22 protein-coding genes and 4 pseudogenes are annotated in these 25,268 nt (G+C 45.3%); 11 read left to right on the top strand and 15 right to left on the bottom strand.

Going from position 1 to position 25,268, the window contains the following annotated elements:
* Positions 1 to 125 precede the first annotated feature (125 nt).
* Positions 126 to 1,307 (top strand): sugar efflux transporter SetB, encoded by a 1,182-nt coding sequence (gene setB / locus HV041_RS04745; protein WP_115643161.1) that lies wholly within the window; start codon positions 126 to 128, stop codon positions 1,305 to 1,307.
* Here setB and HV041_RS04740 read toward each other — a convergent pair.
* A pseudogene (locus tag HV041_RS04740) lies at positions 1,304 to 1,483 on the bottom strand (YkgJ family cysteine cluster protein); the annotation flags it as partial. The gene setB and the pseudogene HV041_RS04740 overlap by 4 nt on opposite strands.
* A gap of 95 nt (positions 1,484 to 1,578) precedes the next feature.
* On the opposite strand from HV041_RS04740, the gene HV041_RS04735 reads away from it, so the two are divergent.
* The 4 genes from HV041_RS04735 to HV041_RS04720 all read left to right on the top strand — a co-directional run bounded on the left by HV041_RS04735 (position 1,579) and on the right by HV041_RS04720 (position 5,708).
* Entirely contained in the window at positions 1,579 to 3,495 is a 1,917-nt protein-coding gene (locus tag HV041_RS04735) for a recombinase family protein (protein ID WP_004864803.1), read from the top strand.
* Between the two features lie 510 nt (positions 3,496 to 4,005).
* Positions 4,006 to 4,770 carry a lysozyme inhibitor LprI family protein gene (locus HV041_RS04730; RefSeq protein ID WP_016537358.1) on the top strand — a complete coding sequence of 255 codons (765 nt, stop codon included), beginning with the start codon at positions 4,006 to 4,008 and terminating at the stop codon, positions 4,768 to 4,770.
* Positions 4,760 to 5,128, top strand: coding sequence for a hypothetical protein (locus tag HV041_RS04725; RefSeq protein ID WP_000429602.1), 369 nt, complete (start codon positions 4,760 to 4,762; stop codon positions 5,126 to 5,128). The genes HV041_RS04730 and HV041_RS04725 overlap by 11 nt, the downstream gene beginning before the upstream one ends.
* Positions 5,112 to 5,708, top strand: coding sequence for a hypothetical protein (locus HV041_RS04720; protein ID WP_016537359.1), 597 nt, complete (start codon positions 5,112 to 5,114; stop codon positions 5,706 to 5,708). The genes HV041_RS04725 and HV041_RS04720 overlap by 17 nt, the downstream gene beginning before the upstream one ends.
* Before the next feature lie 157 nt (positions 5,709 to 5,865).
* Here HV041_RS04720 and HV041_RS04715 read toward each other — a convergent pair whose 3' ends face one another.
* The 3 genes and pseudogenes from HV041_RS04715 to HV041_RS24980 all read right to left on the bottom strand — a co-directional run.
* Positions 5,866 to 6,555, bottom strand: coding sequence for a VIT family protein (locus HV041_RS04715; RefSeq protein ID WP_000549951.1), 690 nt, complete (start codon positions 6,553 to 6,555; stop codon positions 5,866 to 5,868).
* A 134-nt stretch (positions 6,556 to 6,689) separates the two neighbouring features.
* Complete coding sequence (locus HV041_RS04710; RefSeq protein WP_001004932.1) at positions 6,690 to 7,271, bottom strand: cytochrome b/b6 domain-containing protein; 582 nt, start codon at positions 7,269 to 7,271, stop codon at positions 6,690 to 6,692.
* 95 nt (positions 7,272 to 7,366) lie between these two features.
* Positions 7,367 to 7,597 (bottom strand): annotated as a pseudogene (locus tag HV041_RS24980) (IS3 family transposase); the annotation flags it as partial.
* A gap of 328 nt (positions 7,598 to 7,925) precedes the next feature.
* On the opposite strand from HV041_RS24980, the gene HV041_RS04705 reads away from it, so the two are divergent.
* Entirely contained in the window at positions 7,926 to 10,223 is a 2,298-nt protein-coding gene (locus HV041_RS04705) for a heavy metal translocating P-type ATPase (protein ID WP_182294052.1), read from the top strand.
* 495 nt (positions 10,224 to 10,718) lie between these two features.
* Here the strand turns inward: HV041_RS04705 and HV041_RS04700 are convergent, their stop codons facing one another.
* Both HV041_RS04700 and HV041_RS04695 read right to left on the bottom strand, forming a co-directional pair.
* Positions 10,719 to 11,093, bottom strand: a complete 375-nt coding sequence (locus HV041_RS04700) for a cytochrome b562 (RefSeq protein ID WP_013096889.1) — start codon at positions 11,091 to 11,093, stop codon at positions 10,719 to 10,721.
* Positions 11,094 to 11,210: 117 nt separating this feature from the next.
* Positions 11,211 to 12,149, bottom strand: coding sequence for a cation diffusion facilitator family transporter (locus HV041_RS04695; RefSeq protein ID WP_001198019.1), 939 nt, complete (start codon positions 12,147 to 12,149; stop codon positions 11,211 to 11,213).
* A 240-nt stretch (positions 12,150 to 12,389) separates the two neighbouring features.
* On the opposite strand from HV041_RS04695, the pseudogene HV041_RS24975 reads away from it, so the two are divergent.
* From HV041_RS24975 to HV041_RS04685, 3 genes and pseudogenes are all read left to right on the top strand, one after another.
* Positions 12,390 to 12,494: pseudogene (locus HV041_RS24975) on the top strand (reverse transcriptase); the annotation flags it as partial.
* A gap of 350 nt (positions 12,495 to 12,844) precedes the next feature.
* On the top strand, positions 12,845 to 13,459 hold the full coding sequence (locus HV041_RS04690) for a recombinase family protein (protein WP_007890845.1): 615 nt from the start codon (positions 12,845 to 12,847) through the stop codon (positions 13,457 to 13,459).
* Positions 13,460 to 13,535: 76 nt separating this feature from the next.
* Entirely contained in the window at positions 13,536 to 13,982 is a 447-nt protein-coding gene (locus HV041_RS04685; RefSeq protein ID WP_016537363.1) for a hypothetical protein, read from the top strand.
* 221 nt (positions 13,983 to 14,203) lie between these two features.
* Here HV041_RS04685 and HV041_RS04680 read toward each other — a convergent pair whose 3' ends face one another.
* The 5 genes from HV041_RS04680 to HV041_RS04660 all read right to left on the bottom strand — a co-directional run bounded on the left by HV041_RS04680 (position 14,204) and on the right by HV041_RS04660 (position 18,761).
* Positions 14,204 to 14,791, bottom strand: coding sequence for an SLATT domain-containing protein (locus tag HV041_RS04680; RefSeq protein WP_007890843.1), 588 nt, complete (start codon positions 14,789 to 14,791; stop codon positions 14,204 to 14,206).
* A gap of 5 nt (positions 14,792 to 14,796) precedes the next feature.
* Positions 14,797 to 16,155, bottom strand: coding sequence for a nucleotidyltransferase (locus HV041_RS04675; protein ID WP_016537366.1), 1,359 nt, complete (start codon positions 16,153 to 16,155; stop codon positions 14,797 to 14,799).
* Between the two features lie 797 nt (positions 16,156 to 16,952).
* Complete coding sequence (locus HV041_RS04670; RefSeq protein WP_004864807.1) at positions 16,953 to 17,171, bottom strand: hypothetical protein; 219 nt, start codon at positions 17,169 to 17,171, stop codon at positions 16,953 to 16,955.
* A 465-nt stretch (positions 17,172 to 17,636) separates the two neighbouring features.
* Entirely contained in the window at positions 17,637 to 18,326 is a 690-nt protein-coding gene (locus tag HV041_RS04665; RefSeq protein ID WP_004864809.1) for an inovirus-type Gp2 protein, read from the bottom strand.
* A 180-nt stretch (positions 18,327 to 18,506) separates the two neighbouring features.
* On the bottom strand, positions 18,507 to 18,761 hold the full coding sequence (locus tag HV041_RS04660; protein ID WP_004864811.1) for a YkgJ family cysteine cluster protein: 255 nt from the start codon (positions 18,759 to 18,761) through the stop codon (positions 18,507 to 18,509).
* 220 nt (positions 18,762 to 18,981) lie between these two features.
* Between HV041_RS04660 and HV041_RS04655 the strand changes: the two genes are divergently transcribed.
* Positions 18,982 to 20,073 (top strand): DUF4236 domain-containing protein, encoded by a 1,092-nt coding sequence (locus tag HV041_RS04655; protein WP_004864813.1) that lies wholly within the window; start codon positions 18,982 to 18,984, stop codon positions 20,071 to 20,073.
* 36 nt (positions 20,074 to 20,109) lie between these two features.
* On the opposite strand, the pseudogene HV041_RS04650 reads toward HV041_RS04655, so the two are convergent.
* Positions 20,110 to 20,193, bottom strand: a pseudogene (locus tag HV041_RS04650) (YkgJ family cysteine cluster protein); the annotation flags it as partial.
* 157 nt (positions 20,194 to 20,350) lie between these two features.
* Between HV041_RS04650 and yeiP the strand changes: the two are divergent.
* A complete protein-coding gene (yeiP, locus tag HV041_RS04645; protein WP_005129255.1) occupies positions 20,351 to 20,923 on the top strand; it encodes an elongation factor P-like protein YeiP in 573 nt (190 codons plus the stop codon).
* Positions 20,924 to 20,978: 55 nt separating this feature from the next.
* Here the strand turns inward: yeiP and torD are convergent, their stop codons facing one another.
* From torD to torC, 3 genes are read right to left on the bottom strand one after another with little or no spacing between them, the layout of a single operon-like run.
* On the bottom strand, positions 20,979 to 21,611 hold the full coding sequence (gene torD / locus HV041_RS04640) for a molecular chaperone TorD (protein ID WP_182294051.1): 633 nt from the start codon (positions 21,609 to 21,611) through the stop codon (positions 20,979 to 20,981).
* Positions 21,601 to 24,099: a trimethylamine-N-oxide reductase TorA gene (torA, locus tag HV041_RS04635; RefSeq protein WP_121584819.1), complete on the bottom strand. Its 2,499-nt coding sequence runs from the start codon at positions 24,097 to 24,099 to the stop codon at positions 21,601 to 21,603. The genes torD and torA overlap by 11 nt, the downstream gene beginning before the upstream one ends.
* Before the next feature lie 12 nt (positions 24,100 to 24,111).
* A complete protein-coding gene (gene torC / locus HV041_RS04630) occupies positions 24,112 to 25,242 on the bottom strand; it encodes a pentaheme c-type cytochrome TorC (protein WP_121584820.1) in 1,131 nt (376 codons plus the stop codon).
* Between the last annotated feature and the right edge of the window lie 26 nt (positions 25,243 to 25,268).

The following is a 25,268-nucleotide window of genomic DNA, read 5'->3' as shown; positions in this document are numbered from 1 at the left end:
AGCATGTGGACTTCTCAGACTGAAATGACATTTTGATTTTCCATACCGATTTTGATTTAGTGCCCTGTTTATTTTCTGGCTAGCAGCGTAAACTCCGCCTCTCTTCACTCCACTGATAGCTAAACATGCATAACACCCCCGTAGCCGCCACACCCAAGGCGTTTGATTTAACGTCTTCGGCGTTCCTGCTTGTCGCTTTTCTCACGGGCATCGCCGGGGCATTACAGACGCCCACGCTCAGCCTTTTTCTGACCGATGAGGTCCATGCCCGTCCCGGTATGGTTGGGTTCTTTTTTACCGGCAGCGCCGTGATCGGCATTTTGGTAAGCCAGTTTCTGGCCGGACGCTCTGACAAAAAAGGCGATCGTAAAAACCTGATCGTTTTTTGCTGTGTGCTGGGTATGCTGGCCTGCGTGTTGTTTGCCTGGAACCGTAACTATTTTATTCTGCTGTTTATCGGGGTATTCCTCAGCAGCTTTGGATCGACTGCCAACCCGCAAATGTTTGCGCTTGCTCGTGAACACGCCGATCGCACAGGCCGGGAAGCCGTCATGTTCAGCTCGATTTTACGTGCCCAGGTTTCACTGGCCTGGGTGATCGGCCCACCATTGGCCTACGCGCTGGCCATGGGGTTCAGCTTTACGGTGATGTATCTCAGCGCCGCGGTGGCGTTTGTTGTCTGCGGCGTGATGGTCTGGTTTTTCTTACCGTCAATGAACAAAAGCGTACCTCTCGCAACAGGGGCGGTTGAAGCTCCACGCCGTAATCGTCGTGATACGCTGCTGCTTTTTGCTATCTGCACATTAATGTGGGGCACCAACAGCCTCTATATCATTAATATGCCGCTGTTTATCATCAACGAACTGCATCTGCCTGAAAAACTCGCCGGTATCATGATGGGCACCGCCGCAGGACTGGAAATCCCAACCATGCTGATTGCGGGATATTTTGCGAAACGTCTGGGCAAACGTCTGTTGATGAGAATCGCCGTCATCGCCGGGTTCTTTTTTTATGCCGGCATGCTGTTGGCACATTCACCGGCTGTTTTGCTTGGCTTACAGTTGCTGAACGCGATTTACATCGGCATCCTCGGCGGGATTGGCATGCTTTATTTTCAGGATTTAATGCCGGGGCAGGCGGGATCAGCCACAACGTTGTACACCAATACCATCCGCGTCGGCTGGATTATTGCCGGCTCACTGGCGGGGATTGCCGCTGAAATCTGGAACTATCACGCGGTGTTCTGGTTTGCGTTGGTGATGATCGTCGCGACGGTTGTGTGCCTGGCGCGCATCAAGGACGTTTAAGGCGCGGTCAGCGCTTCAAGCTCGATGAGATAAATCATGGCCTGGTGCGTCGTCTGTCCGCACATTTCCGCACTGGGCTGTAAACCGCCGCACACTTTTGGTCGCAACGGAGACGCAAAAATTTTGCAACGCAGGGATTCATCCAGCTGAACGCATGGCGTATTAGCAGGTTTGCCTAACATATAATTATTCACTGTTTAAAATTCACATTCCTGCTGTTAGCATCAGGTCCATCTGATCAATCAATACCATCCGAAGGGAATCACACTTAATGAAACCTAAGCTGTATTCGTACGTGCGTTTTTCATCTGTGAAACAACGGGAAGGCAACTCCCTGGAGCGTCAGCAAGATACCGCTCTAAAAATTGCGACCCGTTATAATCTCGAACTTGATACAACGGCTTTCCATGATCTCGGCATGTCCGCGTTCAAAGGAAAAAATGCTCATGAAGGGAAGCTATCGGAGTTCATCAAGCAGATTGGGGTTAAAGTTCCCGTTGGTTCGTGGCTGGTAGTCGAAAATCTTGACCGCATTAGTCGTGATGATGCCTGGAGCGCTTTGGATATATTCAAGAGCATACTTAGCAAGGGGATAGTCGTTGTTACTGGTATGGATGAAAAGGTCTATAAGTACGCGGACGTAAAGAATAATCCAACCGATTTAATCATTTCGTTGTTGATGTTCACACGCGCCCACGACGAATCGTTGACAAAAAAGAATCGGGTTGAAGCCCAGGCTCGTTCGCTGATACGACACAACCTGACAAGAGAACCGGGAACACCAGCAAAAGCCATAGAATCAGTAGGTCAGAATGTCTGGTGGGTAGACACAAAATCAGGATACGTTACCCCACACTCCATTTATTTTGCCGCAGCGCAGAAGATTATCGAACTAAAACAAAACGGTGAAACTCTTCTTGGTATCCAACGATATCTTAACGAACACTACACTGCCCCTAAAAAGAGGGTTTATAAAGACAAGACAGGTCAAGCGCTGACACCCAAAACGGAGCAATGGGGCAAACATTTGATCAGAACCTTTTTGAATCCCACTGTTCACGGACAAAAAATCTTCACGCTGGATAAACGCGATGAATCAGGTGCCATCATATACGATTCCGAATCAGATGAACCGTTGAAAGAAACATTCATTATTCCGGATTACTATCCAGCACTTATGTCGGAAGTAGACTACTTGACACTTTCGAAGTTAGATCGACATCGTGCTGTCACTCGTAGTTCATCAACATATCCAGGAGGTAATCCTGAACCTGAAATACCGCTACTCTCAGGTATCGGTATTCTTTTTTGCGGTAAATGTGGATCTTTCATGTTCAAATCTGGTTCAAGTGAAAACAAGTACCGATATATATGTGGTTCAAAAATCGTTCAGGGTAAACCTTGCGGTAAAAAAGGGTTTACGTCATACCAACTTGAGCACACTGTTTTACAACTAATCGCTGATCACGTCTGGAACAACCACCAAGAGGATAAAACAGCATGGTACGAATCTGAGATTGAAAAGGCATCTGAAGCGGTTAAGAAGCTGCTAAAACTAGCAACTTTGACAGACAACATCGAAGAATTGGCAGATCAGATTAATGCCAATAAACAAAAAAAAATTACGCTTGAGAAAGAATTTCAACAGTACAAAATCAGCCGTTCAGAAATTCAAACTACTGGCTGGGATCAATTCCGACATTTCGATGTTCATGACACAAAGAATCCTGAGCGTAAGCGGATTAGACTGAAGGTAAAGCAAGCTATCAAACGTATTGATTGTTATGACATTGATGGTCGGCACAGTCATTTTGAAGTGACCTTCGCCGACGAAACAAAGCAGAGAATAGTGATTAAGTTTAATCGCAACAGATCACCTGGTATTTCGTATGTAGAGGCACAAACAGTAAACGATCATGACTTACTAAAAATGCAGGGACTTGTGTTGCACTCCTTCATTGATGAACTGATTTCACCTGAAAAATTTGCGCAGCATATTAAAGACAAACACGAAGTCAGCATTCTAAACCCGACATTTATAACCGAGCTGGAGGATGGCGTAACCCGAGACGAAGACAGTGGAATGGCTATCAGGGTAGATGGCATTACGAGCAAATCATATGCAACTGTCAACGGCATTAAGTACGAGATTAACTCACTGGAAGACTTAGAGAAACTTTCACAGTAAATAACACGCTAAATCACTCTCCCCTTGCCTACCTGACAAGGGGAAAGCAACCAAACCGTCCCCCAGAAACCATTCCATACCAAAGCCCCGTAAAACTTTATACCGAGCGTTTTAGAGCAAGGGTTCAAATTACATCGTATTCATTATGTCTACGAACTGTGCGAGTTGCACCGCTTCTTATCGAAACACCTCTATGGTTGCCGGAAACCCCGCACAAAGTAGATGGTTATGTCTTTCAATCGCAGTATTCAAGACTAAGCGCAGCCCCGCCCCACATTAGCATCAAGCATATGAACCATACAAAAACCCTGTAAATACAATCGACTTAGTAACAATCCCCTCTCTTCCTCTCATGTTAATTGATCGTTTTTATAGATCAATTAAGCAATATTGATAGATTTTATAGATCGATGTAAGATCATGATTCTTCGGTTGGTGTTTCTCGTAAACAAGACTCATGGAATGAATACTCTGTCCACGATGGAGTGAGAACGATAGAAGGCATCCAGAATGACTATCCTTATAAAAACCTTAAAAATCATGGCGTCAGGTGTTGTTTTCGTTTCAGGTATAACCACCGCCACCAGTACCGTCTATTTCTTGCCAGAGGCAAAATCAGCAGGTGTCGCAAGCAGCGACAAAAACGCCCTGATGTTTCTCGGGATGGACAGGGATGTAAATCTGAAGGGGATATGCTTCGCGATGACAAAGCAATCCTCATCAATCGTTCCGCTGGTAGATATCACTGCTACAACTGATAACGGCAGATTCACGATGCACGGACTGCGCCCAAAGAATAACGACGATACGAAGGAATTGGTCTGTTCTCTTGGTTCAGAAGCCGGGGATTTCTTGACGGGCATTTCGAAGTCAACAGTCGTTAACGTGAAGCTGGATTTCAACGGCGAGATCCGCAGTTACAGCTTCAACACTACAGAGTTCGGAAAGATATTGACTACCAATGGGCAAGACGTGTGGGAAGAAGCAGCTAAAGGCTACGCTCAGGGAGTACGTGCCCCCGTTTTCTATGGAAGCGGCAGCGAGGCCCCCAAAAACAATAAAGTAACCTCAAATGTCGATACACCCAGTTATGAAGCAAGCGATGAGAAACTTAATGCTGTCTGGAAAAGACTTAGTCCTGAAACACGAAAACGTTTACTCCCTTCTCAAAGAGAATGGATAAAGCAAAAATCCGCCTGCAATAATGAGCAGAAATGTCTTATCGACATGACGAACAATCGCATTCGTGAACTGGAATCTGAACATGGAAAATAATGCGCTGGCTTTGGTTTTAAAAAACGATTGGGTAGCTTTATCTTCTTCTAATGCCTATACAGGAAAATACACGGTCGGACGATTTCACCTGACAGATACGTTTATCATTGAGTATATGAAGTTGATACATGAAATCGAAATACCTGATTCATGGGTCAGTAGCAGTTTCACTAACATACCAGATACCGATACCCGTAGGGTTATGTATATGGAAGGCTGCGATATGTTATCGAAAGAAACAATGAACGAAATTCGTAATACGGTGAAGTCCCCAACAGACAATATGAAAATACACCGCAATGGCAATCATGTTACCAAAATAGAATTCATGGAAGAACGAAATGAAATCACCCTATGAACGTTATATTAAAATAGCAGTCATAACCGTCGCAATAGCCTACGGCATCAATCTCCTTTACGGGCTGACGCCCCCCCCATATCAGCCTAAAACCCCCGAAGTGAAGGCCAAGGTAAATGCTGATACCGTAACTCAGCAACAACCTGAGCAACCATCCAAACCATCGATAATCGATATACTTCCGCGAATGTATACAACAGGGGAAGTTTATGCGCGGTTTGAACAACATGAATTCAGGGCAACAAATGACTTCAAAAAATGTCAGTTAATGGTAACAGGAAAAATAACTGGTATCGGTACTGTTACTTTCAGAAAAAATCCTGTAGTAACATTGGGTATTCCCGGTTCAGATGAAGGCCTGAAGTTCATATTTGAAGATACGAATTACAATAACGATAAAGTTGCTGCATTGAATATTGGGGATCTGATTATAATCGCCGGGAAGAATGCACGACCAGGAACCTTTGGTGGTATCTTTCTTGATGACTCGAAGATAATGACTGATATGATTTCAAAGAAGAAACGACAAATTTTGGTTGTCAATGGTGGCGTTTACGACCGGGAAATTTGCCAGAAGTAGCGTTGTCCTTGCCCTTGAAATGGAGGGGGAGAATCCCCTCCATCACCCCTTCAACAGGTATTGGCGCAAGCAGGAATCGAGTTTGAAGGGAGCTGCATTGCAAATTGTTTTGCGAAGCATCGCCAGTAAGATGGTACTCGAATTGTGCTTCATAACATTAAAGCAGGGCCTGCCCTGCAAAATGACCAATCCCCATAGACAAAAGCATAGCCATGGTACTCCAGAACGTAATTCTTATGATCGCCCTGACAGGAGAGGCTTTACTCAAAACCGAAGATATATAGCCAAGGACTGCCAGTGAAAAAAGGGTGGAAAGGATTATCAACAAAAAAGCCAGTTTCAGAGGGGAGAGCCATGCCACGATTAAGGGTAACACCGCACCAGCGGAAAAACTCAGGGCAGAAAAGACAGCTGCCTGTAGGGGCTGTGCAGAATTTATATCCGTCAACCCCAGTTCTTCACGGGCATGAGCATCCAGGGCATCTTTGACCATAAGTTGCTCCGCAACCTGCCGGGCAAGCTCTGGCTCCAGTCCACGTTGCATATAAAGTGAAGTCAGTTCCCGCACCTCTCCCTGATAATCAGTTTCCAGCTCCCTTTTTTCCTGGGCAAGTGCTGCGTTTTCGGTATCCGCCTGAGATGAGACGGAAACATATTCCCCTGTAGCCATTGACATAGCTCCGGCAACCAGTCCTGCAACACCTGCAAGTAAAACACCGGAAGGACTGCTATTTGCAGATGCAACCCCAAGAACAAGGCTCGCTGTCGAAACAATTCCGTCATTTGCCCCCAGTACAGCTGCCCTCAGCCATCCCACTTTTTCGATACTATGTCGTTCAAGATGCATATATTTTTTCCTTCAAATACGCATACTCATCGGAATTACGGATAAATAGAAAATGCATTGACGGATAAATGCGCGGTTATAGTCTGTTTTAGCCAACCATTACAGGGCATCTTATCCATCATAAACCTACAGCACTATTCGGTAACGGGATTTTTCCTTTGGCTACGAACGGTGAGGAAGATATGCAGCAACCCCATCGCACCATGTGCCCAGAAATAGGTTTCAATAAATACAGTCAGAAACTTATGCACATGCAGGACGGTTTCTGTCAGCACAGGTGACGTGCCAAGAGCAGTATTGAGAGCAAACCAGAATCCACCACATAATGCAACGCCCAATAGTGCAAGTACACCAAGCCCCTGAACCAGAGCAGCAATCCCACCAGCATGAGCTTCAGGAAGACGGAATGATATCAGCATTTTGATATCTTCAACCACACCTCGAAAATCAAGGACCACCCAGGCAAAATAGTAACGAAATCCTCGTTGTGTCAGCATCCATGCAAGCATGACAAACCCAAGGACAATCAGTGATAATCCAGTGATAACATGGAACCATGTTACGAACCCAGTGAGAGTATAGTCACTAAGCGCATCGCTTTCGGTAAGGTTTGAATTAATAATCTGCAATAAAATCAATACAGCTACGATGATATGCAGCACACGTAGAAATGGTGTGTTTTTGTGAGGAAGAGCATTACGTAAATTTTCGTTCATAATTTAGCCACTTTTTTTAAGGTTGGTTGACCACTCAATATTATGCCTTTTTATTAATGATAACCTTAACTTCTCAAAACCAAGATGCACTCAGTAATATCCAAACCATGTTCAAAGGCCCAGTACTCGACAGGTAAATTCAGGTTCCTGAGTGGTTCTTATCGTCGCCAGATAGCCACGAAACAACGCAATGCTGTACAGAATGCTTATATCTGAACGCTTGAAATTCCAAAAGCGACGTGGATCGTACGGCACTTAATCCGACGACCGATGAAGAGTGCAGCCATGACAAAATCCATTCACCAAGCCACATTAGGTGACGTCGGAAATGATCTTCTTACGGCAAAGCACATGGCTTAGAATCCCTGTTCCAGCCTCGAAGAGGATACTGATGATTTATTTGCCGGAAAAAAGCATCTTCATGAGGGTCTCATACCGATGATGAAGACATTACGGGCATCAGTGTGTTAATCAACGGGGAGCAGGTCAATAACTTTTGGTATACTAACTGACTCCAAATATCAAAATTGATGATACAGGTTTTCATGAGAAAGCAACTGGCACACTTATTATGATTCCTTTATCATCATTTCAACGATAACTGCCCCACGGTTCCCATGCTTTTCTGAACGCGAAAAAAACGGAACACTATTTATGAAATATAACCACCTGTTGTCAGATATCGCGCTGTTGTGTTTCCCCCTGTTGGCATTAATGTTGAGCTTTTTCAACCAGAACGCTCAATGGGGGATCAATTCAACAATTGTGTTGATCTTATCCACTCTTCCTTCGTTATTGTTAACAAGTTATGAGATGGTTAAATCTTTGCTCAAACACCAGGTTGGGGTTGATGTCCTTGCGATTATTTCAATGTCTGGTGCACTTTGGATGGGAGAGTCGGCAACGGCAGCAGTGATTGCCGCTATGACCGCCACAGGCAGATTGCTTGAAAGCTATGCTCAGGGCCGTGCCGAACGAGAAATGACCTCTCTGCTTTCTAAAGCACCTCGTTCAGCGAATAGACTTCTTAAAAACGATATTCAGGTTATCCCCGTAGAATCTATTCAGCCCGGTGATTTGCTCTTAGTTAAGCCGGGAGAAACTATTCCTGTAGACGGTCCACTGGTGAGTGCGAGCGCTGTCTTGAACGAATCCTCAATTACCGGAGAATCATTACCCGCCCCCCGGAAGGCTGGTGCACTGATGCTTAGTGGTGCAATTAATGCGGGAGATGCCCTGAAAATGTATGCAGCCCGTTCAGCAAAAGACAGCACGCTTCAGGGTATTATCCGTGTGGTAGAGCAGGCCAGTCAGTCACGTGCGTCAACAGTACGACTGGCAGACCGTTATGCCGTCTGGTTTATCCCCTTTGCCCTTGGCATTGCTCTACTGGCATGGGCCGTGAGTAACGAACCCGTTCGCGCATTGGCTGTGCTGGTTGTCGCAACCCCCTGTCCACTTTTACTGGCTGTACCGGTGGCGTTGGTCTCCGGCATTTCCCGCTCTGCACAGAGAGGGGTACTAATTAAAGGAAGTGCCGCACTGGAGCAACTGGCTCGGGCAGATCACCTATTTTTTGACAAAACAGGGACCCTGACAGGGGGGACTGCAAAACTGACGTCGATTCAGAGCCTTAATCCACATTATACGCAGCAGGATTTACTCAGGCTGGCAGCAAGTCTGGATCAGTTTTCCTGTCACATTATCGCCAGCGCTATTTTACAGGAGGCACATGAACAAGGCTTAGGCTCTTTACCAATACCGGAATCAGTGCAGGAAGTGGCCGGAGCGGGTCTGACAGGAAAAATCAACGATCAGCAAGTATGTATTGGTACATTGGATTTTGTTCTGAGCCACGCCAGAAGTGGTAGCTGGTTTGAGTCCGCACGTCAGCGCTTGTTCATTGAAAATGTGACGGTAGTTGCGATCGCAATTGATGCGGAGTTGGTCGGCTGGCTATTGCTCTCTGATCAGTTACGGCTGGAAACACCAAGAGCTTTGCGCATGTTGCGAAAAGCCGGTGTGCGCGAGATAGTTATGCTGACAGGGGACAGGCAGGAAGTGGCGGACAGTATTGGTACAGGCCTTGGTGTCGATCGTGTTCTGGCTGAACTGACCCCGGAGATGAAACTGGCGCATATATTAGATGCCTCAGACTCTTTTTGCACGATGATGGTTGGTGACGGGGTAAATGATGCCCCGGCACTTGCAGCAGCTGGGGTCGGAGTCGCAATGGGGGCAAGGGGAACCGCTGCGGCAGCAGAAAGTGCTGATATCGTACTGCTGACAGATCAGTTAGACCGATTGGTTGATGCCAGACAAATAGCCAGACTTTCCATGCGTATCGCCACACAAAGTGTCTTGCTCGGAATGGGGTTATGTTGCATAGCTATGGTTATTGCAGCCCTTGGTATGTTACCACTGTTTGAAGGTGCACTTTTACAGGAATTCATTGATCTCCTGGCTATTCTCTCAGCTTTACGGGTGCTGACCTGTCGGGTTACACGCCCACTAGACAAGGCTATAAGTAACCAACAGCTTGAAACATTGAGAAACGAGCACAAGCATTTACAACCTGTTCTTCAATTTTTGGCTGAAGTTGCTGCACGTTTCCCCCTAGCAGATCAGGAAGAGCAACGTATGCTCCTTAAGGAGCTGCATGAACAACTGGTCCAGAAGATCCTGTCTCATGAGCAACAGGATGAACAAGATCTGTACCCTTCATTATCGACAATGCTGGTCGGCGATGACCCCCTTGCTGCTTTGTATCGTAGCCACAAGGAAATATATCAGGAAGTAAGGAAGTTAGGTCGACTCAGTGAACTCCTGCAGAACACAGATGTTTCAGCTGATATTATTCGTGATGTACAACGTTCCTTGTATGGGCTTGAGGCTATTCTGCAGCTACATTTTGCTCAGGAAGAAGAGTTATACAACAGTCTTCAGGCTTAAATCTTATCCACATATCCATGGTGATCCTGCAGATCTCACTATAGGTGTCTTTAACTCCTATTGAAGTGGCATACCGATGAAATGCCAGAATTTATATACAATAAGTAGTTTTATTACCGTTAGGTTTGTTCAACTTTTCCAGGATTCCAAACATACAGCCTAGTGTGTATAAAACGAAATAAGTACCTATGTACTTCATGACCAACAAACAAAACACAGACTGACGCGTGACCACCAAATATAATTTGGCCCCCTGAATCCACCCCGCGCAACACCAATAGGTACTTAACTTATGTTGAGGCAACAAACTAAAATATGTAGCATTGATAATGCATGTTTGTTACCCCAACATTTTTATATGTATTTTGCAGATAAGATAACGTTGTGAAATTTCCTCACCAGTGCATAGCTATCTGCTTGATTACAGGCACGTGTATCATGTCAGTTCAGGGATATCTTTCCAGCATATCTACCTTCACCGAATAATTCCCGGTCTCAGTCAACACCTAGTTTATTGTGGTATTTTCTCATCAGACTGCCTAGTTTCTGTGCTGCAATTTTCCCGGCGTCAAGACCTTCCTTCTCAGCGGTACTTTCAACGGCAGTTACCTCATCAATTAGAAGTGACATGCCTGCAACATACGTTTCCCTGTCATACCCTTCTACAGGGCTGTTCAGGATGGACTCTGCTGTTGCTTTCAGTTCCCGCATATCTTTCCTGAAGGATGTAACGTCCTCCTCCTTAAGTGCTGCGCGGTAGCTTTTATTCATCATCTTCATGGCATGTTCAACACCGTCAGAACCAGCCATTACACAGGGGGATAAAAGAAGAGTGGCTCCTATCACAACAGTACGCATAATTTTTCTCATAATAGCCTCCATATTGTTTACTCTCGTTTTCACAGTCAGAAGGGGTAATATTGCGCAAAAAAATAATCCCTTCCCAATCTTCTCAAAAAACAGCAGCATTCATATTATTTTTCAGGATTATTTGCCCCCGCAACCAGGACTATTATCACCTTTAAAATAAGGGTCAACATGTGTCATAACATTTAAAACATGATGATTATCTAAAACTGATTTCCTGGCCAAAACAGCAATGTCATGTCCTACTTTCACTGATAAATCACCATCAATTTCCAGATGAACATCAACAACAACAAGGTCCCCCATTTTTCTGGTCTTGAGGTCATGGATGCCTTCGACCCCAGGCGTGGACAATAATGTTGTTTTTATACTATTTTCAGTTTCAATATCCACGGCCCTGTCCATCAAGTCATGAAGCGAATCTGACATAAATGAATATCCCATTCTGGTCACAATCAGTCCCACAACCAGTGCAGCTACCGGATCAAGCAATTTAAACCCTGATAAACTACCAATAATACCAATAGCCACCACCAAAGATGAGGCGGCATCAGAGCGGGCATGCCAGGCATTGGCAACCAGCATAGTGGATTTTACTCGGGTTGCTACTGCCAGCATATAGCGAAAAAGAAGCTCTTTGATAACCAGTGCGGCTAAGGCCACCCACAGAGCAACAATATGTACCTGAGGAATATCATCTGGTTGTTGCATTTTATTTGCTGCTGACCATAACATCCCGATGCCAACAATGAATAAAATTGTCCCCAGAATTAATGATGCACCATTTTCATAACGATGATGCCCGTAGTGATGGTCATCATCGGGATTTTTTTTACTTTTATGATTAGCAATAAGCACCACAAAGTCTGAAACTAAATCAGACAGAGAATGGATACCATCCGCAATAAGCCCCTGAGATCCGGAAAATACGCCAGTAATCACTTGCCCGGATGTCAGAAAACAATTAACAAGCACACTAACCCATGTGCTTTTACGGGCCGCGAGGAAACGCTCATGAGAACTAATATCAATATCATCCGTAAGTTTGTTTACCTGCACCTGAAACTCCTAATAACAGCATCTACAGTTAATACTAAGCAGCCAATACTACCCGGCCAAGTTCAGTTTTGGTATATGAAATTTTGAGGTACTGTGGTGAAAATATAAAAATGGTGAGATTTATTCCTGTAAAGACCGCGCCATGGTGGCGATAACATTTATTTATCATAACGCCTGAACATTAATTTATTCTGAACAGAAGAGAGAAGAAAAGTTGACAGTTATCACAACTATACACTTACGCCCAGTGTGGATGGGTTCAACAAACTAAAATTGCAAACCCGATTAACTGAGGAATTGAGCGCTCTCGAAGAGGAGTTGCTTTCGGGTAGCTGTCAACCATTGCAAAATGGTAAACAACATCCTTTGGGTCCCCAACTGTGTGGCCACTGTAGTGACTGTGGTGGGTGATAGAACTGGTCACATTGATGCCAGACTTTTTCGTGCCGCATGTATGGCACACTGAATTTGATTAAGACCTGCTGAAATGAAACCGGAGTGCTTCAGCTACAGAAACTGACCAAATCGTATACCCCAAGCAAGATCTGAATACCATCCGAACAATATCTCTTTTAGGTATACCTGATAAAGACCATGACACACAGTATCAATAGGGTTAAATTTGACTCTATTGACAATAAAAACACGCACTGTATCATATGGGTATCAATTTAATACTCAAAAGAGAATGCATAATGAATGTCCGTATCTATTGCCGTGCATCTACCGAAGGCCAACATGCTGATCGTGCATTAGTTAGCCTGCGCGAATTTGCGCAAAGCAAAAACTGGCAAGTAGCCGGAGAATACATTGAGAATGCCAGCGGTGCGAAGCTGGAACGTGTGGAACTGATGCACCTACTTGCCGAAGCACGGCCTGGCGATTTGCTTCTAATTGAAGCGATTGACCGTCTCAGTCGTCTTCAACATGAAGAATGGGCTGAACTCAAAGCTACGCTGAACAGTAAAGGACTGGTTATTGTTTCGATGGATTTGCCAACAAGCTGGCAGATGGTTGAAATGTCTGGTAACGACCTTACTAGCGGCATTCTTCGGGCAGTCAATGCTATGCTGATCGATATCCTTGCGACAATGGCACGACAAGATTATGAAACCCGCCGTAAACGCCAGGCACAGGGGATCGAGAGAGCAAAACTGGCAGGTTTGTATACGGGGAAAGAAAAAGATATGGAAGCCCGTGAAACTGTTCGCGAAATGCTGGCGCAGAATGTTAAACCAGCCCACATCATGAAAGCGGCAGGTATCAGCCGCGCCACCTTTTACCGAATCAAGAAAGAGCTTTTGTGTTAAAAACGGACTTGATAACAGTATTTGCTGCCCATATGTCCTGACTTTGAAACGCTCATATTATAATTAAGGATATCCCATGGTAGGTAACTTATTCTTCAAAGGTGTTGATGAAAAAATAGGCAGACAAAAACAAGAGCAGATTGAAGAAAAAGAAACGTTAGCCCAGGAACGAGAACGCTTATCGGAAATTATTGAATCTCTCGTACCAGAAGTTGAAACGTACAAAAATGGTTTACTTGAAAGAGGAATCCACGCTGAAATTTCTACATCTGCACGGCATATAAGCTTCAATATGAAGTATAAAGACGGCGGGAAGCATGAACTTTTATTATCAGAAACTGAGCGATTTGATGGCCGCTATTCGATAACGACATTTTCTACAAACGATAATGGTCGTACTTTTAGTTCTACAAACGGTGCATCTTATAGTTCAACTACTTGGTCGAATGATGATTTCTTTAAAGCTTTAGAACGGCATATCAATTATTTCTTGTTCTATGCGAATCGTCATGGTGGTCTTTAAACAACGACCGTTGTATAACAAGCCTCGCTGAAGTGCGAGGCTTTATTTTATCCATACCGATGCTCGATTTCGATAACACCAACACATTCATCAAACCAGCAACAGTCAAATACTTTCATATATTCAGTCTAAACTGTTGTAAAATTTATCAATAGTCTGACTTTGACAAATTCATTTAATCTAATTCGTAATTTTACTTTTCAAATTAGGTTATGAATGCATCAAATCCAATTCAACCTGTGGCAGATCAAAAAAACAACCATACCTAAAATTATAATCAAAAATATTTTTAATGTATTTGGAAATTTATCTTTCCAAAAAGTTAAGGATAACTGTTCCTCAATCCATCGCTTCTCCAATTCACTGTAAAATTTATAGTGAGCATACCAATTACTACCACAAATTTGTTTAGTAATTGTGCTATTATCAAAATCTTGCATCAGAACTTCAAGTTCCTGAATATACTTAGCTGAATCTGGCTGGCTCTCTGATTTTGCATCGTAATACAGTCGTTCAATCTTTCTGAAGATGTCAGTTTGCCTTTTCCCCGCCTCTTCATATTTACTTTTATCACCATCATAGAAATTAATGTATAGGCTACCAATGCTCAGAATAATAAAAATTGCAGAAATATTCTTAGAACTCATTTCATCCATATAAAGACCAAGAACAGATACTGCGAGTGATATTATGCCAATCCAGCCAGGAAGCTTACTTACAATGTCAAATGTTGCAAAGGTTTTCTTTGCTCCGAACCCAACGTTGTATCCAGCAGAAGCAATATGATTCAGCAAGTCATTTTTTAGCATGTTTTTCACTCAATTGGAATGTCGATAGTAGCCTGGGCAATTACTATATGATTCTTAACGATATAACACCACACCTTATGACTACCTCTGAACTTTGTATGTTCAGTATGGGTAGTTTGACCTAAAATTATTTGACCTCGAATTTCATCACGTTCTTCAGCCTCTTTACCTCTATTCAATACTTTCCAGTATATGTCATAAGGTTCAGGAATCAGATCTAAACTTGCTTGATTGATCGAGAATGATAAAGTCTTATTAGGAGGTAACCAAGGTCGAGCTATATCCGAAAGGTAAGCTCTAATCGAGCGTTCCCTATACCCACTTTCTTTGACAATACAGTTTACTTCAAGTGGATATCTAATATCGACATCATCAAATTTTTCATCCGTAAATTCTTCCGTATTACGCCATGTGCGGGCAAAATATGATTCATTAACGAAATTATCTGACCCCAGCCCCAGAGAGTCTTGCATTTCCGTTGCTGCTTTAGGAAAAGTAAGTCCGAAAACTTCCCGCCAAAGTTCATGACATTTCTTTGTATAGCCATTCTCGTACGCGTCAATCGCTTGCGTGCATAGTTTGAAGGCACGTTTTGATTGTCGCTGGAAATTTTTGTAGACCTTAACCCTTTGTCCACTGCCTATTGCAGCATAGTGTTCATGAACGTCTTCTTTTTGCAAAAAATCAAAAAAGTCACGGCACATGAAACCATAACTAACCATTCCAGTTTCATCATAATCATCGGTTTGTTTAAGGAACCTCCATGCTAACGTGTCAATAAGAAGTCCTCCCATGTCTACTGTATTTCTGTTTTTCCAAGCTCGCAACATGCGACAAAGATTATGGAGATTACGACTTTTGTTATTTCGGAAATTCCTCATTTCGGTAATTTCCATACGAGGTTTAGTTACCCGCCACCCACCATTACCATTGTCAGCTTTCGTATCAGGGTATTTAAAATGATCTCCGTCAGCAAAGACTGGTTGCACCTCTATATGGAAAGAGTCAAAAACAATCTGCACTACTAATCGATCAACCTTGACTTCTTGCTGCGAAAAGGTTTGTTTTAAAGCATCTTTTACATCACGAAGTAAACGTCGTTGAGGATTCAAACCTACTTGATAAGCCTCCCACAACCCTGAAGGCATAATGTACAGCATATCTAAATCTGACGTTTTGCTGACCGCCGTACGACGACCTGCTGAACCAACCTTCAGTCGATTATTGAAACCGTTTTCAGTTTCCCGAAACCTTATGTTAAGCCTTCTTGTGGCATTTTTATAATGTGTTGCAATTGCCGTCATTCGTTCATTAGGTATTTTCAAATTGTCCAGGAAAATACGAAACATCTCTGCTGTTTGCATCTAATTATCCTTAACTGTCCAGAGGTTACACAATGTGCTGGTACTAACGCTAGTAATCACACCTTTTCATTACTTTCGTAAAATCAAGCACTTTTGAAGCCTGCATTTTAGAAAGCTTTAGAAGGCATACGGAGGCTAATGCTAATACAAAAAGTGTGTTTTTCATCCTTTTTCACACAATTACATAATCTCGAATAAAATACTAATTATATCAATAGACTACACATTGCATAGAGAACTAAAGAAGGTCTTGACCGAGCAAGGAAGGTAGGTAAAAGTTAGGCGGTTGCAACAGATATTCGTAAGCGACTTCTGGAAGCCAATATGAAGAGGTCTCAGCCAAGCAAAAAGTGGGATTAAGTCTTCCTACGATCAAAGGGAACTGGAACATGCATCAAGAATGACGGGCACGTTCCAACAACCCAAAAACAAGACCGCGAGCGAAGCGAGTTCCGTCAAGCGAAGCGAAGACGGATAGTTAGCGTTGATTAAAAAACATACGGAAATGTACTGTTTTTTCTATATATAAAATATAAATATTATAAACAGTACATAGTACACAGACACTCACTACGTTCGTGTCCCTCGCTTCGCTCGGAATTTTGAAGGAATGTATTATTCTATAAGCAAAGCAACTATAGTTGAACTATCATGCATCTGACCGAAGCATAAAGTTAACCAGCTACAAATTATGCCTTAAAACGCTCTGAGCGAGACTGTAAGCGATTTTCATGATATGGGTAATGCGATTGCATACCTTGGAAAGAAAAACGCGCTACGGGCTTCCTGTGCGATATTTACGAATTTAGTGCTTTACGACTCAATTTTGATGTTGAGTACATGCGTGTTCCCTTCCCTGTTTGCGCTTTACCACGTTCTTTTGCCAGGTAAGAAAGCCAGAATACCGGACCTTCGAGTGATGAAGGATGTTCACGATGAATGACGTAGTGATCGGGATAGTCTTTAGTGGCTTTAGACAAGTTTACCAGCGTTGCTTTACCACCTTTCAGTTTCATCCAGATTTCCGTAATAATACCAGCAATCCCTCTTTCATATACTCGTAAGCGAGTTCAGGAAGCGAGGAGCAGAGGTCTTAGCCAGTCAAAAGCGGCTGCTGGAATTAGGGTTGAGTCTTCCGACCATCAAACGGAACTGGAACCTACAGCAAGCCTGATGCAGCCACTCCCAGCGACTTCGCAAACATAGGAGGCAGCTCTGCGTTATACTGAAAAATAGCGTGACACTACTCACAAATCATAAACGTATTCATGAGAAACTAAAACCAATCAGTTATAATGAAAGGTTTATCAAACAAACATTGAAAACCGCTCTAAAACAGCCTGTATGAAGCTATAAGAGGTTTAAATCACGCAGGTAATGCGAACGTACTACCGCCCCCTTAGAAAGGCTTAGAATGTGTTACAGGAAGAATTTGTATTTTCTGTTCAAACTGACCTACACGAAAGATTTTGCCACCTGCGTTAATTACTCTCTTTCATTCTGAGCTTAGACGTTGAAAAGATCCTCTGCCCTTCCCCAGATGAAAACTTACCGCTGTTTTTCGCGAGGTACGATATACGCTCAACAAAATCCACAAGACTATCGTGATCACCCCTTACAATAGAGTATCGACTATTCTCGGCTAAATGCACGCGACTGATATTGTCTGTTAATTCATCCCAAAGCTCACTTATCAACCCAATCATGCCTGTGTTACCAAAGCCAGCAGTTTGAACCTGGAAGTAAGGTAATGCAATCCAGCAGTGGTAATGAACCTGATTAGCAGCTTTTTTTTCTCGAACCCAGCCATAAGCAAATTTTTTGATCGGCTGTTCATTCCACGCCTTCTTTTTGAAACGACCTCTCAGCCGCTCAAAAAGATTACTCACTAAGACATTACTTTCCGTAACGTGCATCCCTTCCGGCACTGATAAGTCAAATCGGAAAGCAAAAATCTTACTGTAGTGCGATTGCATAGCCTGTAACTGCTTAATGAATGCATCAATGATTTCTTTTCTGATCGGATGATAACCTTTCTTCATCGAATCATAGTTCAAACGGTATATAAGCCCATCAAGCACATATTCAGAGCTATGGATAAGTGAGTAACGGCCATCATCACGATGGTTGGTTATTTTTTGAACGACAGGAAAAAGCAGATCTACGGACATATAACTAACACCACATAACAGATATTAATAATAACCAGTATGAGGGAGAGAATCCCAAGGAGGACCAAGCCCTACAGCCACTGGCATAAATGCGGTGTTAGTAGACAAATAGAAACTCCGAAAAGTTTCCACAGCAAATTTTTATTACTATACACCATCAAATTATTTATGGCAACAACTTCATGATGAGGTCAGCTTTTCAAGATGAATCAAGTAACCCATAGCCTCATCACGATTTGTATGGCACATATCGAGTGAAGGGCGCAGATTGCTACACACCTTGGGGCGGTGGATTGACCCAAAGATGTTGCATAAATTATCTTCCGATAACTGCACACATCTTACATTTGCTGGCTTGCCTTGTGGCATCCCGGGAATAGGGCTTGATATAGAAGGAGCAATGCAACAGGCCCCACAGTCGATTCGGCATTCCATCAGGACCTCTTAAATTCTTTGTCTTCGAATAAAACATTAACACACTGTCACAATCGGAGCGATAGCATGTAACCCAGAACTATTCCCCTATAAAATGAGCGATTTTCCTCTTAGATGGGTTAATGTTCCTTTAAAAATATGAAACATATGCTGTAAAATCCACCAGTTACACCGCCCTAGCTTACGATGAATTAAGCCCCTCGTTTTACAAGGAGTTACCATGAGCTTTTACATTAAGAAAAGCATTCGAGTCGGACCGATGAGATTTAACCTATCCAAATCAGGAGTCGGTGCATCTATTGGTATAAAAGGACTGAGGTTTGGTACTGGCCCAAGAGGAAATTACATCCACATCGGTGCTGGCGGAGTCTATTATCGTGCTTCGCTTTCACCAAGCCTGGTCCCACAGAACAGAAAGAAAGTTCAACATGTACCAGACCACTCCCCAATAGAACATGACACTACACATGCACCTCTCGAGGAAATCGAGTCATCCCATATCTCGGAAATCGTTGATTCAAGTTCCCGAGAACTGCTTGAAGAGTTGAACAACAAACGTAAGAAGTCACAAATATGGCCCCTGGTCATGTGCCTTTCGATTGCGCTGTTACTTTACGGTTTTTCACAGACATGGCCTGATTGGTGCCTCGCTATAGGCTTTATCGTAGGGGTAGCAATCTCTGTTTTTGCTTACATGTACGATCAGCTAAGAAAGACTACTGTTCTTTTTTATGACTTTGATGATCAAATGATGGCATGTTACCAGCAACTTCATGAAAGTGGAGCCAAGCTCGCAAGCTGCTCAAAAGTATGGCATATAGAAGCTTCTGGAGCCGTTTATGACCCCAAGTATCATGCCGGAGCTGGTAACTTACTACGTAGAAAAGTCACCTCAATCAGCAAATCAAAGCCTCCCTTTGTTAAAACAAATATTGAGACGATTGCTATCAATGTCGGTCGCCAAACATTGCATTTTTTTCCAGATAGAGTACTGGTTTATGACCGTGAAGGTGTAGGCGCTGTTGGTTATAACCAGCTATTCGTTAATGTAGATGATAGTCGATTCATTGAGAGCGAAGGTGTACCTGGAGATGCCATAGTCGTTGGCAGGACATGGAAGTATGTGAACAAGTCTGGAGGCCCAGACAGAAGATTTAAAGACAATTCAGAACTTCCTATATGTCTTTATGAAAACCTTTCGTTTACAAGTCATTCTGGGCTAAATGAGTTATTACAACTGTCTAAAACTGGCTATGGAGAAAGCTTTTCACATTCAATTGAAACACTTAGCAAAAAAGTCATTTCTGCTTAGCTATGTCATTTTTTATACTGAGAATAATTGACTGTTAGGCTTGCCATCAGGCATGCCAGGGATGGGACTGGAGATTGAAGGCGCGGTGCAGCATGCACCACAATCCGGACGGCATTCCATACAGTACTCTCTTTATCGTAAACCATCGGATTGTGCGGGAAGCGCACAGTACCACCTTTTTGGCACCAGCAAAAGCATGAATTCCGCTTGCCTGAATGCCCCGGCGCGAGTAGTTTTACGCGATATTTTAGACACTCCTCACTACAGGATTTTTTCGATGCCAAGAGCGAACGAAATTAAAAAAGGTATGGTACTGAACTACAACGGCAAGCTGCTGATTGTAAAAGATATCGATATTCAATCACCGTCCGCACGTGGTGCAGCTACGCTGTACAAAATGCGTTTTTCTGATGTCCGTACCGGTCTGAAAGTTGAAGAGCGCTTCAAAGGTGACGATATCGTGGATACCGTCACCCTAAGCCGCCGCGGGGTTGATTTCTCCTACGTTGATGGCAACGAATATGTCTTTATGGATAAAGAAGACTATACCCCGTATACCTTCACCAAAGACCAGATTGAAGAAGAGCTGCTGTTCATCCCGGAAGGCGGAATGCCAGACATGCAGGTACTGACCTGGGACGGCCAGCTGCTGGCGCTTGAACTGCCACAGACCGTAGACCTGGAAATCGTTGAAACCTCACCGGGTATTAAAGGTGCTTCAGCGAGTGCACGTAACAAGCCAGCAACCCTGAGCACCGGTCTGGTGATCCAGGTTCCTGAGTATCTGAGTGCGGGTGAGAAAATCCGTATTCATATCGAAGAACGCCGCTATATGGGCCGTGCAGACTAATTTTCTGCCGCACATTGACGTATAAGGGACAGCGCAGGCTGTCCCTTTGTCATTTTCAGCGCTGACTGCTGAGGTAAAAATCATCCATCAACAATGATTCCAGATACTGCTCATCTTCCCGTATAAAACCCACAATGACGCTAACCGCCCACGCATAAAATCCCTTCTCATCACGCTGCAGGCAGCTATCACGAAACAAGGGTGCCCAACACATAATATGATGATGTAAAAAGTAATATTGTGCAGATAGCGTTTCCTCTTTGGCTGCCATCCTCGCCATCAAAGCCAGCTGTATAGCGATATGATCGGAGGGCTCATTTTCCTGCGCAGCCAGCCCGTGTTCAACCAACAGTACATTCATTTGTCGACGTTCTTCGGCCGCCGTTGTGTGCGGATAATGTCCCGCATACGGGGAAACACCGCCAGGCGGCGCCAGCAGAAATAACGTTGCAAAATCTGCGGCCAGCTCCAGTTGTCGGCTTTCACGACGCAGAGCCTGCGTCAGGCTACGCTCCAGTTTTTTGACATCCAGCGAAAGCCCAGGGATACCCGCCAGCGACGCAAGCCACTGTCGGGTATCCTCGCTTTCAAGACGAGCGAGTTGTTTCTGGTCCAGCTCACGAAACAGCAATTGTGAAAACCACTGATAGACCGCGGCACGTTGCTGGAAAATAAGGCTATGCTGCATTGTCCCCCTCCTCTTTTACTATCTCCGGCCCACCAAATCCCGTGACCGGTGGAACATGTTGCTGATAGCGCTCGACATCCACCAGCACGGTATGCGCTGAAGGCCCTTGCGCCAGTTGAGACGTACCAATATCCGCGCTCAGGACATTAGGATCGCCATAGGTACATAGCGTCCCGGCTTTCCCACCTTCCTGTGGGGAATACCATGCCCCTTCATGAATGCGGATCACGCCAGGGGTAAAATCAGGGCTAATCACCACCCCCGCCAGCACCTGACCGCGCGCGTTAAAGACCCGCGCAATATCCCCGGCTTTTAACCCCCGCGCGGCAGCATCTTGCTCGCTGATGTAAAGCGGTTCTCTTCCCGCTACCGCATACGTGCTGCGAAACGCATCACTTGAGCACAACTGGGAGTGCAGGCGTTTATCCGGATGACAGGATTGCAGGTGCAGTGGATATTTATCTTTCCTACTCTGATGGCTACGTTCAAACGGCTCCATCCACACCGGATGTCCAGGGCAATCGTCATACTGAAAACCGGCAATCGTTTTGCTGTAAATTTCAATCAGACCGGATGGTGTGCCCAGGGGATTAAGATCGGGCTGATCGCGAAATTCGCCATGACGCACCCACGGTTGTCCCGCGGGATATTCAACATACCCTTCACCTTTCCAGAACGTGTCAAAGTCTGGCAACGTAACACCGAGCGAGGCCCCCATTTTGACCCCTTCGTCATAAAGCGCTTGTACCCACTGCATCTCATCGCGGTTTTCCCGGTATACCGACTCCTTGTCAAAACGTTTACAGAGTCCGGCAAACACGTCGAAATCATGCCGCGCTTCATATTGCGGTTTGACGACCTGATGCAGCGCCATCAGTCCCTTATTCGAATGGGTGCCAAACTGCTCAATATCGTTACGTTCAAAGCGTGTGGTAACAGGCAGGACGATATCGGCAAAACGACAGGATGCGGTCCATTGGTGATCTAACACCACCACGGTCTCCAGTTTCTTCCACGCCTCGATCATCCGGTTGCGATCCTGCTGGGCGTGGAACGGGTTAGCCGCGCTGAAGATCGCCATTTTGATGTCAGGGTAGATTAACGTCTCACCGTTAAACGCAATCTTTTTGCCCGGCTCCAGCAGGCAATCAACAATACGTGAGGTAGGAATATGCTCGGATACGCCGCGAAAATCTGGTTTATACTTCGCCTCTGGCGGATTGTTAATGCTCCCCAGACCAGAAAGTACCGGCCCGGCTGACGTCACCGTCCCTCCGCCGTTGTAGTGCCAGCCGAACCCCACACCGCCGCCCGGTAAGCCAATTTGACCAACCATACTGGCCAGCACCACCAGCATCCAGGGATACTGTTCGCCGTGGTGCATACGCTGTACGCACCAGCCGCCCATAAACTGCGTCCGACCTTTCACCAGCAGCCGGGCAAAGTCACGTATCTGATCCGCCGTTAGCCCACAGATTTCAGCAGCCCACTCGGCGCTTTTCGGTTGTTTGTCTGTTTCTCCCATCAGGTAGGGTAAAAACTGCTCGAAGCCGACGGTGTAGTCGTTAATGAATGCCGTGTCGAACAGTTTTTCTGCATACAGGGTATGTGCGAGCGCCAGCAGTAACGCAACATCGGTCTGTGGTCGTAACGCCAGCTGTTCACACCCCAGAAAATTTTGCGATTTGCTGCGCACCGGATCAACGCTGATGACGCGCATTTTGCCCTGGGCGACGGCCTCTTTGATCTGCTGCCAGTAGCCAAACGCATCGTGATCGGGAACCAAAAATTCAATCTGCAAGTTCTTAATGGGATCACAGCCCCACAGTACGATGGTATTGCTGTTCTCGATAACCAGCGGCAGCGAGGTTTGCTGTTCATAGACTTCAAGCGAACCAATAACATGCGGCAAAATCACCTGGGCTGCAGCCGCTGAATAGTCGCCTACGGTCGTCACATAGCTACCATGCAGGCCGAGCCCTCTGTCCATTGCACCGCCAGCCTTGTGGTATTTGCCCACCATTTGCCAATCTGCCAGCCCGGTAAAGACGCCGGATGAACCGTAGGTTTTTTGCACCCGCTCAAGCTCTTCATAAAACAGGTCCAGCGCCTGATCCCAGCTAACCCGCACAAAACGATTATCTCCCCGCTGGCTACGATCCGACTTCTCACGCTTGCGTAACCAGTCCAGTCGAACCATCGGATAGCGAACCCGTGAAGGGTTGTAGACGATTTCACGTACCGCATTGAGCATATCGCACGGGTGTTTGTCATGTTTGAACGGACGCGTTTCCGTCCACTCGCCGTTAACCACTTTGGCTTCAAAAGCACCATAATGTGAGCCGGACTGGATCCATTGTTCGGGGTTTTCCCCCGCCGCCCATACTTTTGATATCAGCGGATTAGGCGCCAGCGCACTGGCTGCGCCAACCGCCAGCATTCCGGTCAGAAAACGACGGCGGGACGGATTAAAGTCATGAATATCCATATCTTATCCTTATTATTTGTTGGGTTCAGACACATCGCTGGCGTGTGTCTGGAGGTATTTCAACAACGTACGTTCTTCCACCGGATTGAGTCGATAATACGTCGACATCGCTTTCAGTCCGGCAATCCAGCCATTGGCGGTGTATCGGGTAGCCGGCGGCGTGCTGTGACAGGCGCTACACGTCGATTGCAGCATCTGATCTGAGTACTCCCATACCGGAGTAATGCTATCGATGAGTCCCTGCGCGGAGGTCCATGCGGTCACGCTCACCTGCTGCCATTCCTGATGCGAACCTGGGTCAGTCTGGGTTTGCAGGACTTTCACGTTTTCCATCAGTGAAGCATCCAGAACCGCGGAGAATACGCGTTTACCCATATACTGGGTGATCACCCGCCCACGCCCCTTGCTTTCACGCCAGCCCGTCACTTCCAACTGGACGTTGCCTCCCTCTTTTTGCAGCACCTTGACCTGGGTCGCCGGAAATAACAGCGCTTTCCCTGCTGGTGCCCCTGCCGTGGCTGTCAGTGTTTTTTCGCTTAACGAAAACAGCGTCATCGCAGTTGACAGTTTTTCTCCCTGCTGTTGTAGCTGCTTGTAGCGATCGCGAAAACCACTGCTCATGTCCGGTTTGTGGTGCGCGATCCCTTTGTGGCAATCAATGCAGTTGCTGTCCTTCGCCGCTGCCGCCGTCATCTGCGCCGCGGCATTGGCGGATTGTTTTCCATGATCCATTGCTTCATAGCTGTGACACGATTTACAGGCTGCCGAGTTGTTGGCGCTCATCCGCGCCCACTCTCGCTGGGCGAGCTCAGCCCGTTTAGCATTGAATTTTTCCGGGGTATCGATAGAGGGTGAGATAAAGGTGTGATAGAGATCGTTTAGGGCTTCGGTTTTACGCATCAACGTCGGGACGACTCCCGGGGGAATGTGGCAATCCTTACACTCCGCTCGCACGCCAGAGGCATTACGAAAATGCACGCTGGTTTTATACTCCTCTCCAGGTGTGCGCATCGAGTGGCACGATAAACAAAACTCCGTAGTGCTGGTGTAATGGACTCCTTGCCATGTTCCCCAAATAACAATGGCCATTACGACAGCGCCACCTAACGCACACCAAAGCGCGTTCTTTTTTATCCACGACATACCTGCCTCCATTTTTTTAATAGCGT

The sequence above is a fragment of the Citrobacter sp. RHBSTW-00029 genome, from assembly GCF_014104295.1.
Classification (GTDB): Bacteria; Pseudomonadota; Gammaproteobacteria; order Enterobacterales; family Enterobacteriaceae; genus Citrobacter; species Citrobacter youngae.
This window is presented reverse-complemented; position numbering and strand designations above follow the sequence as displayed.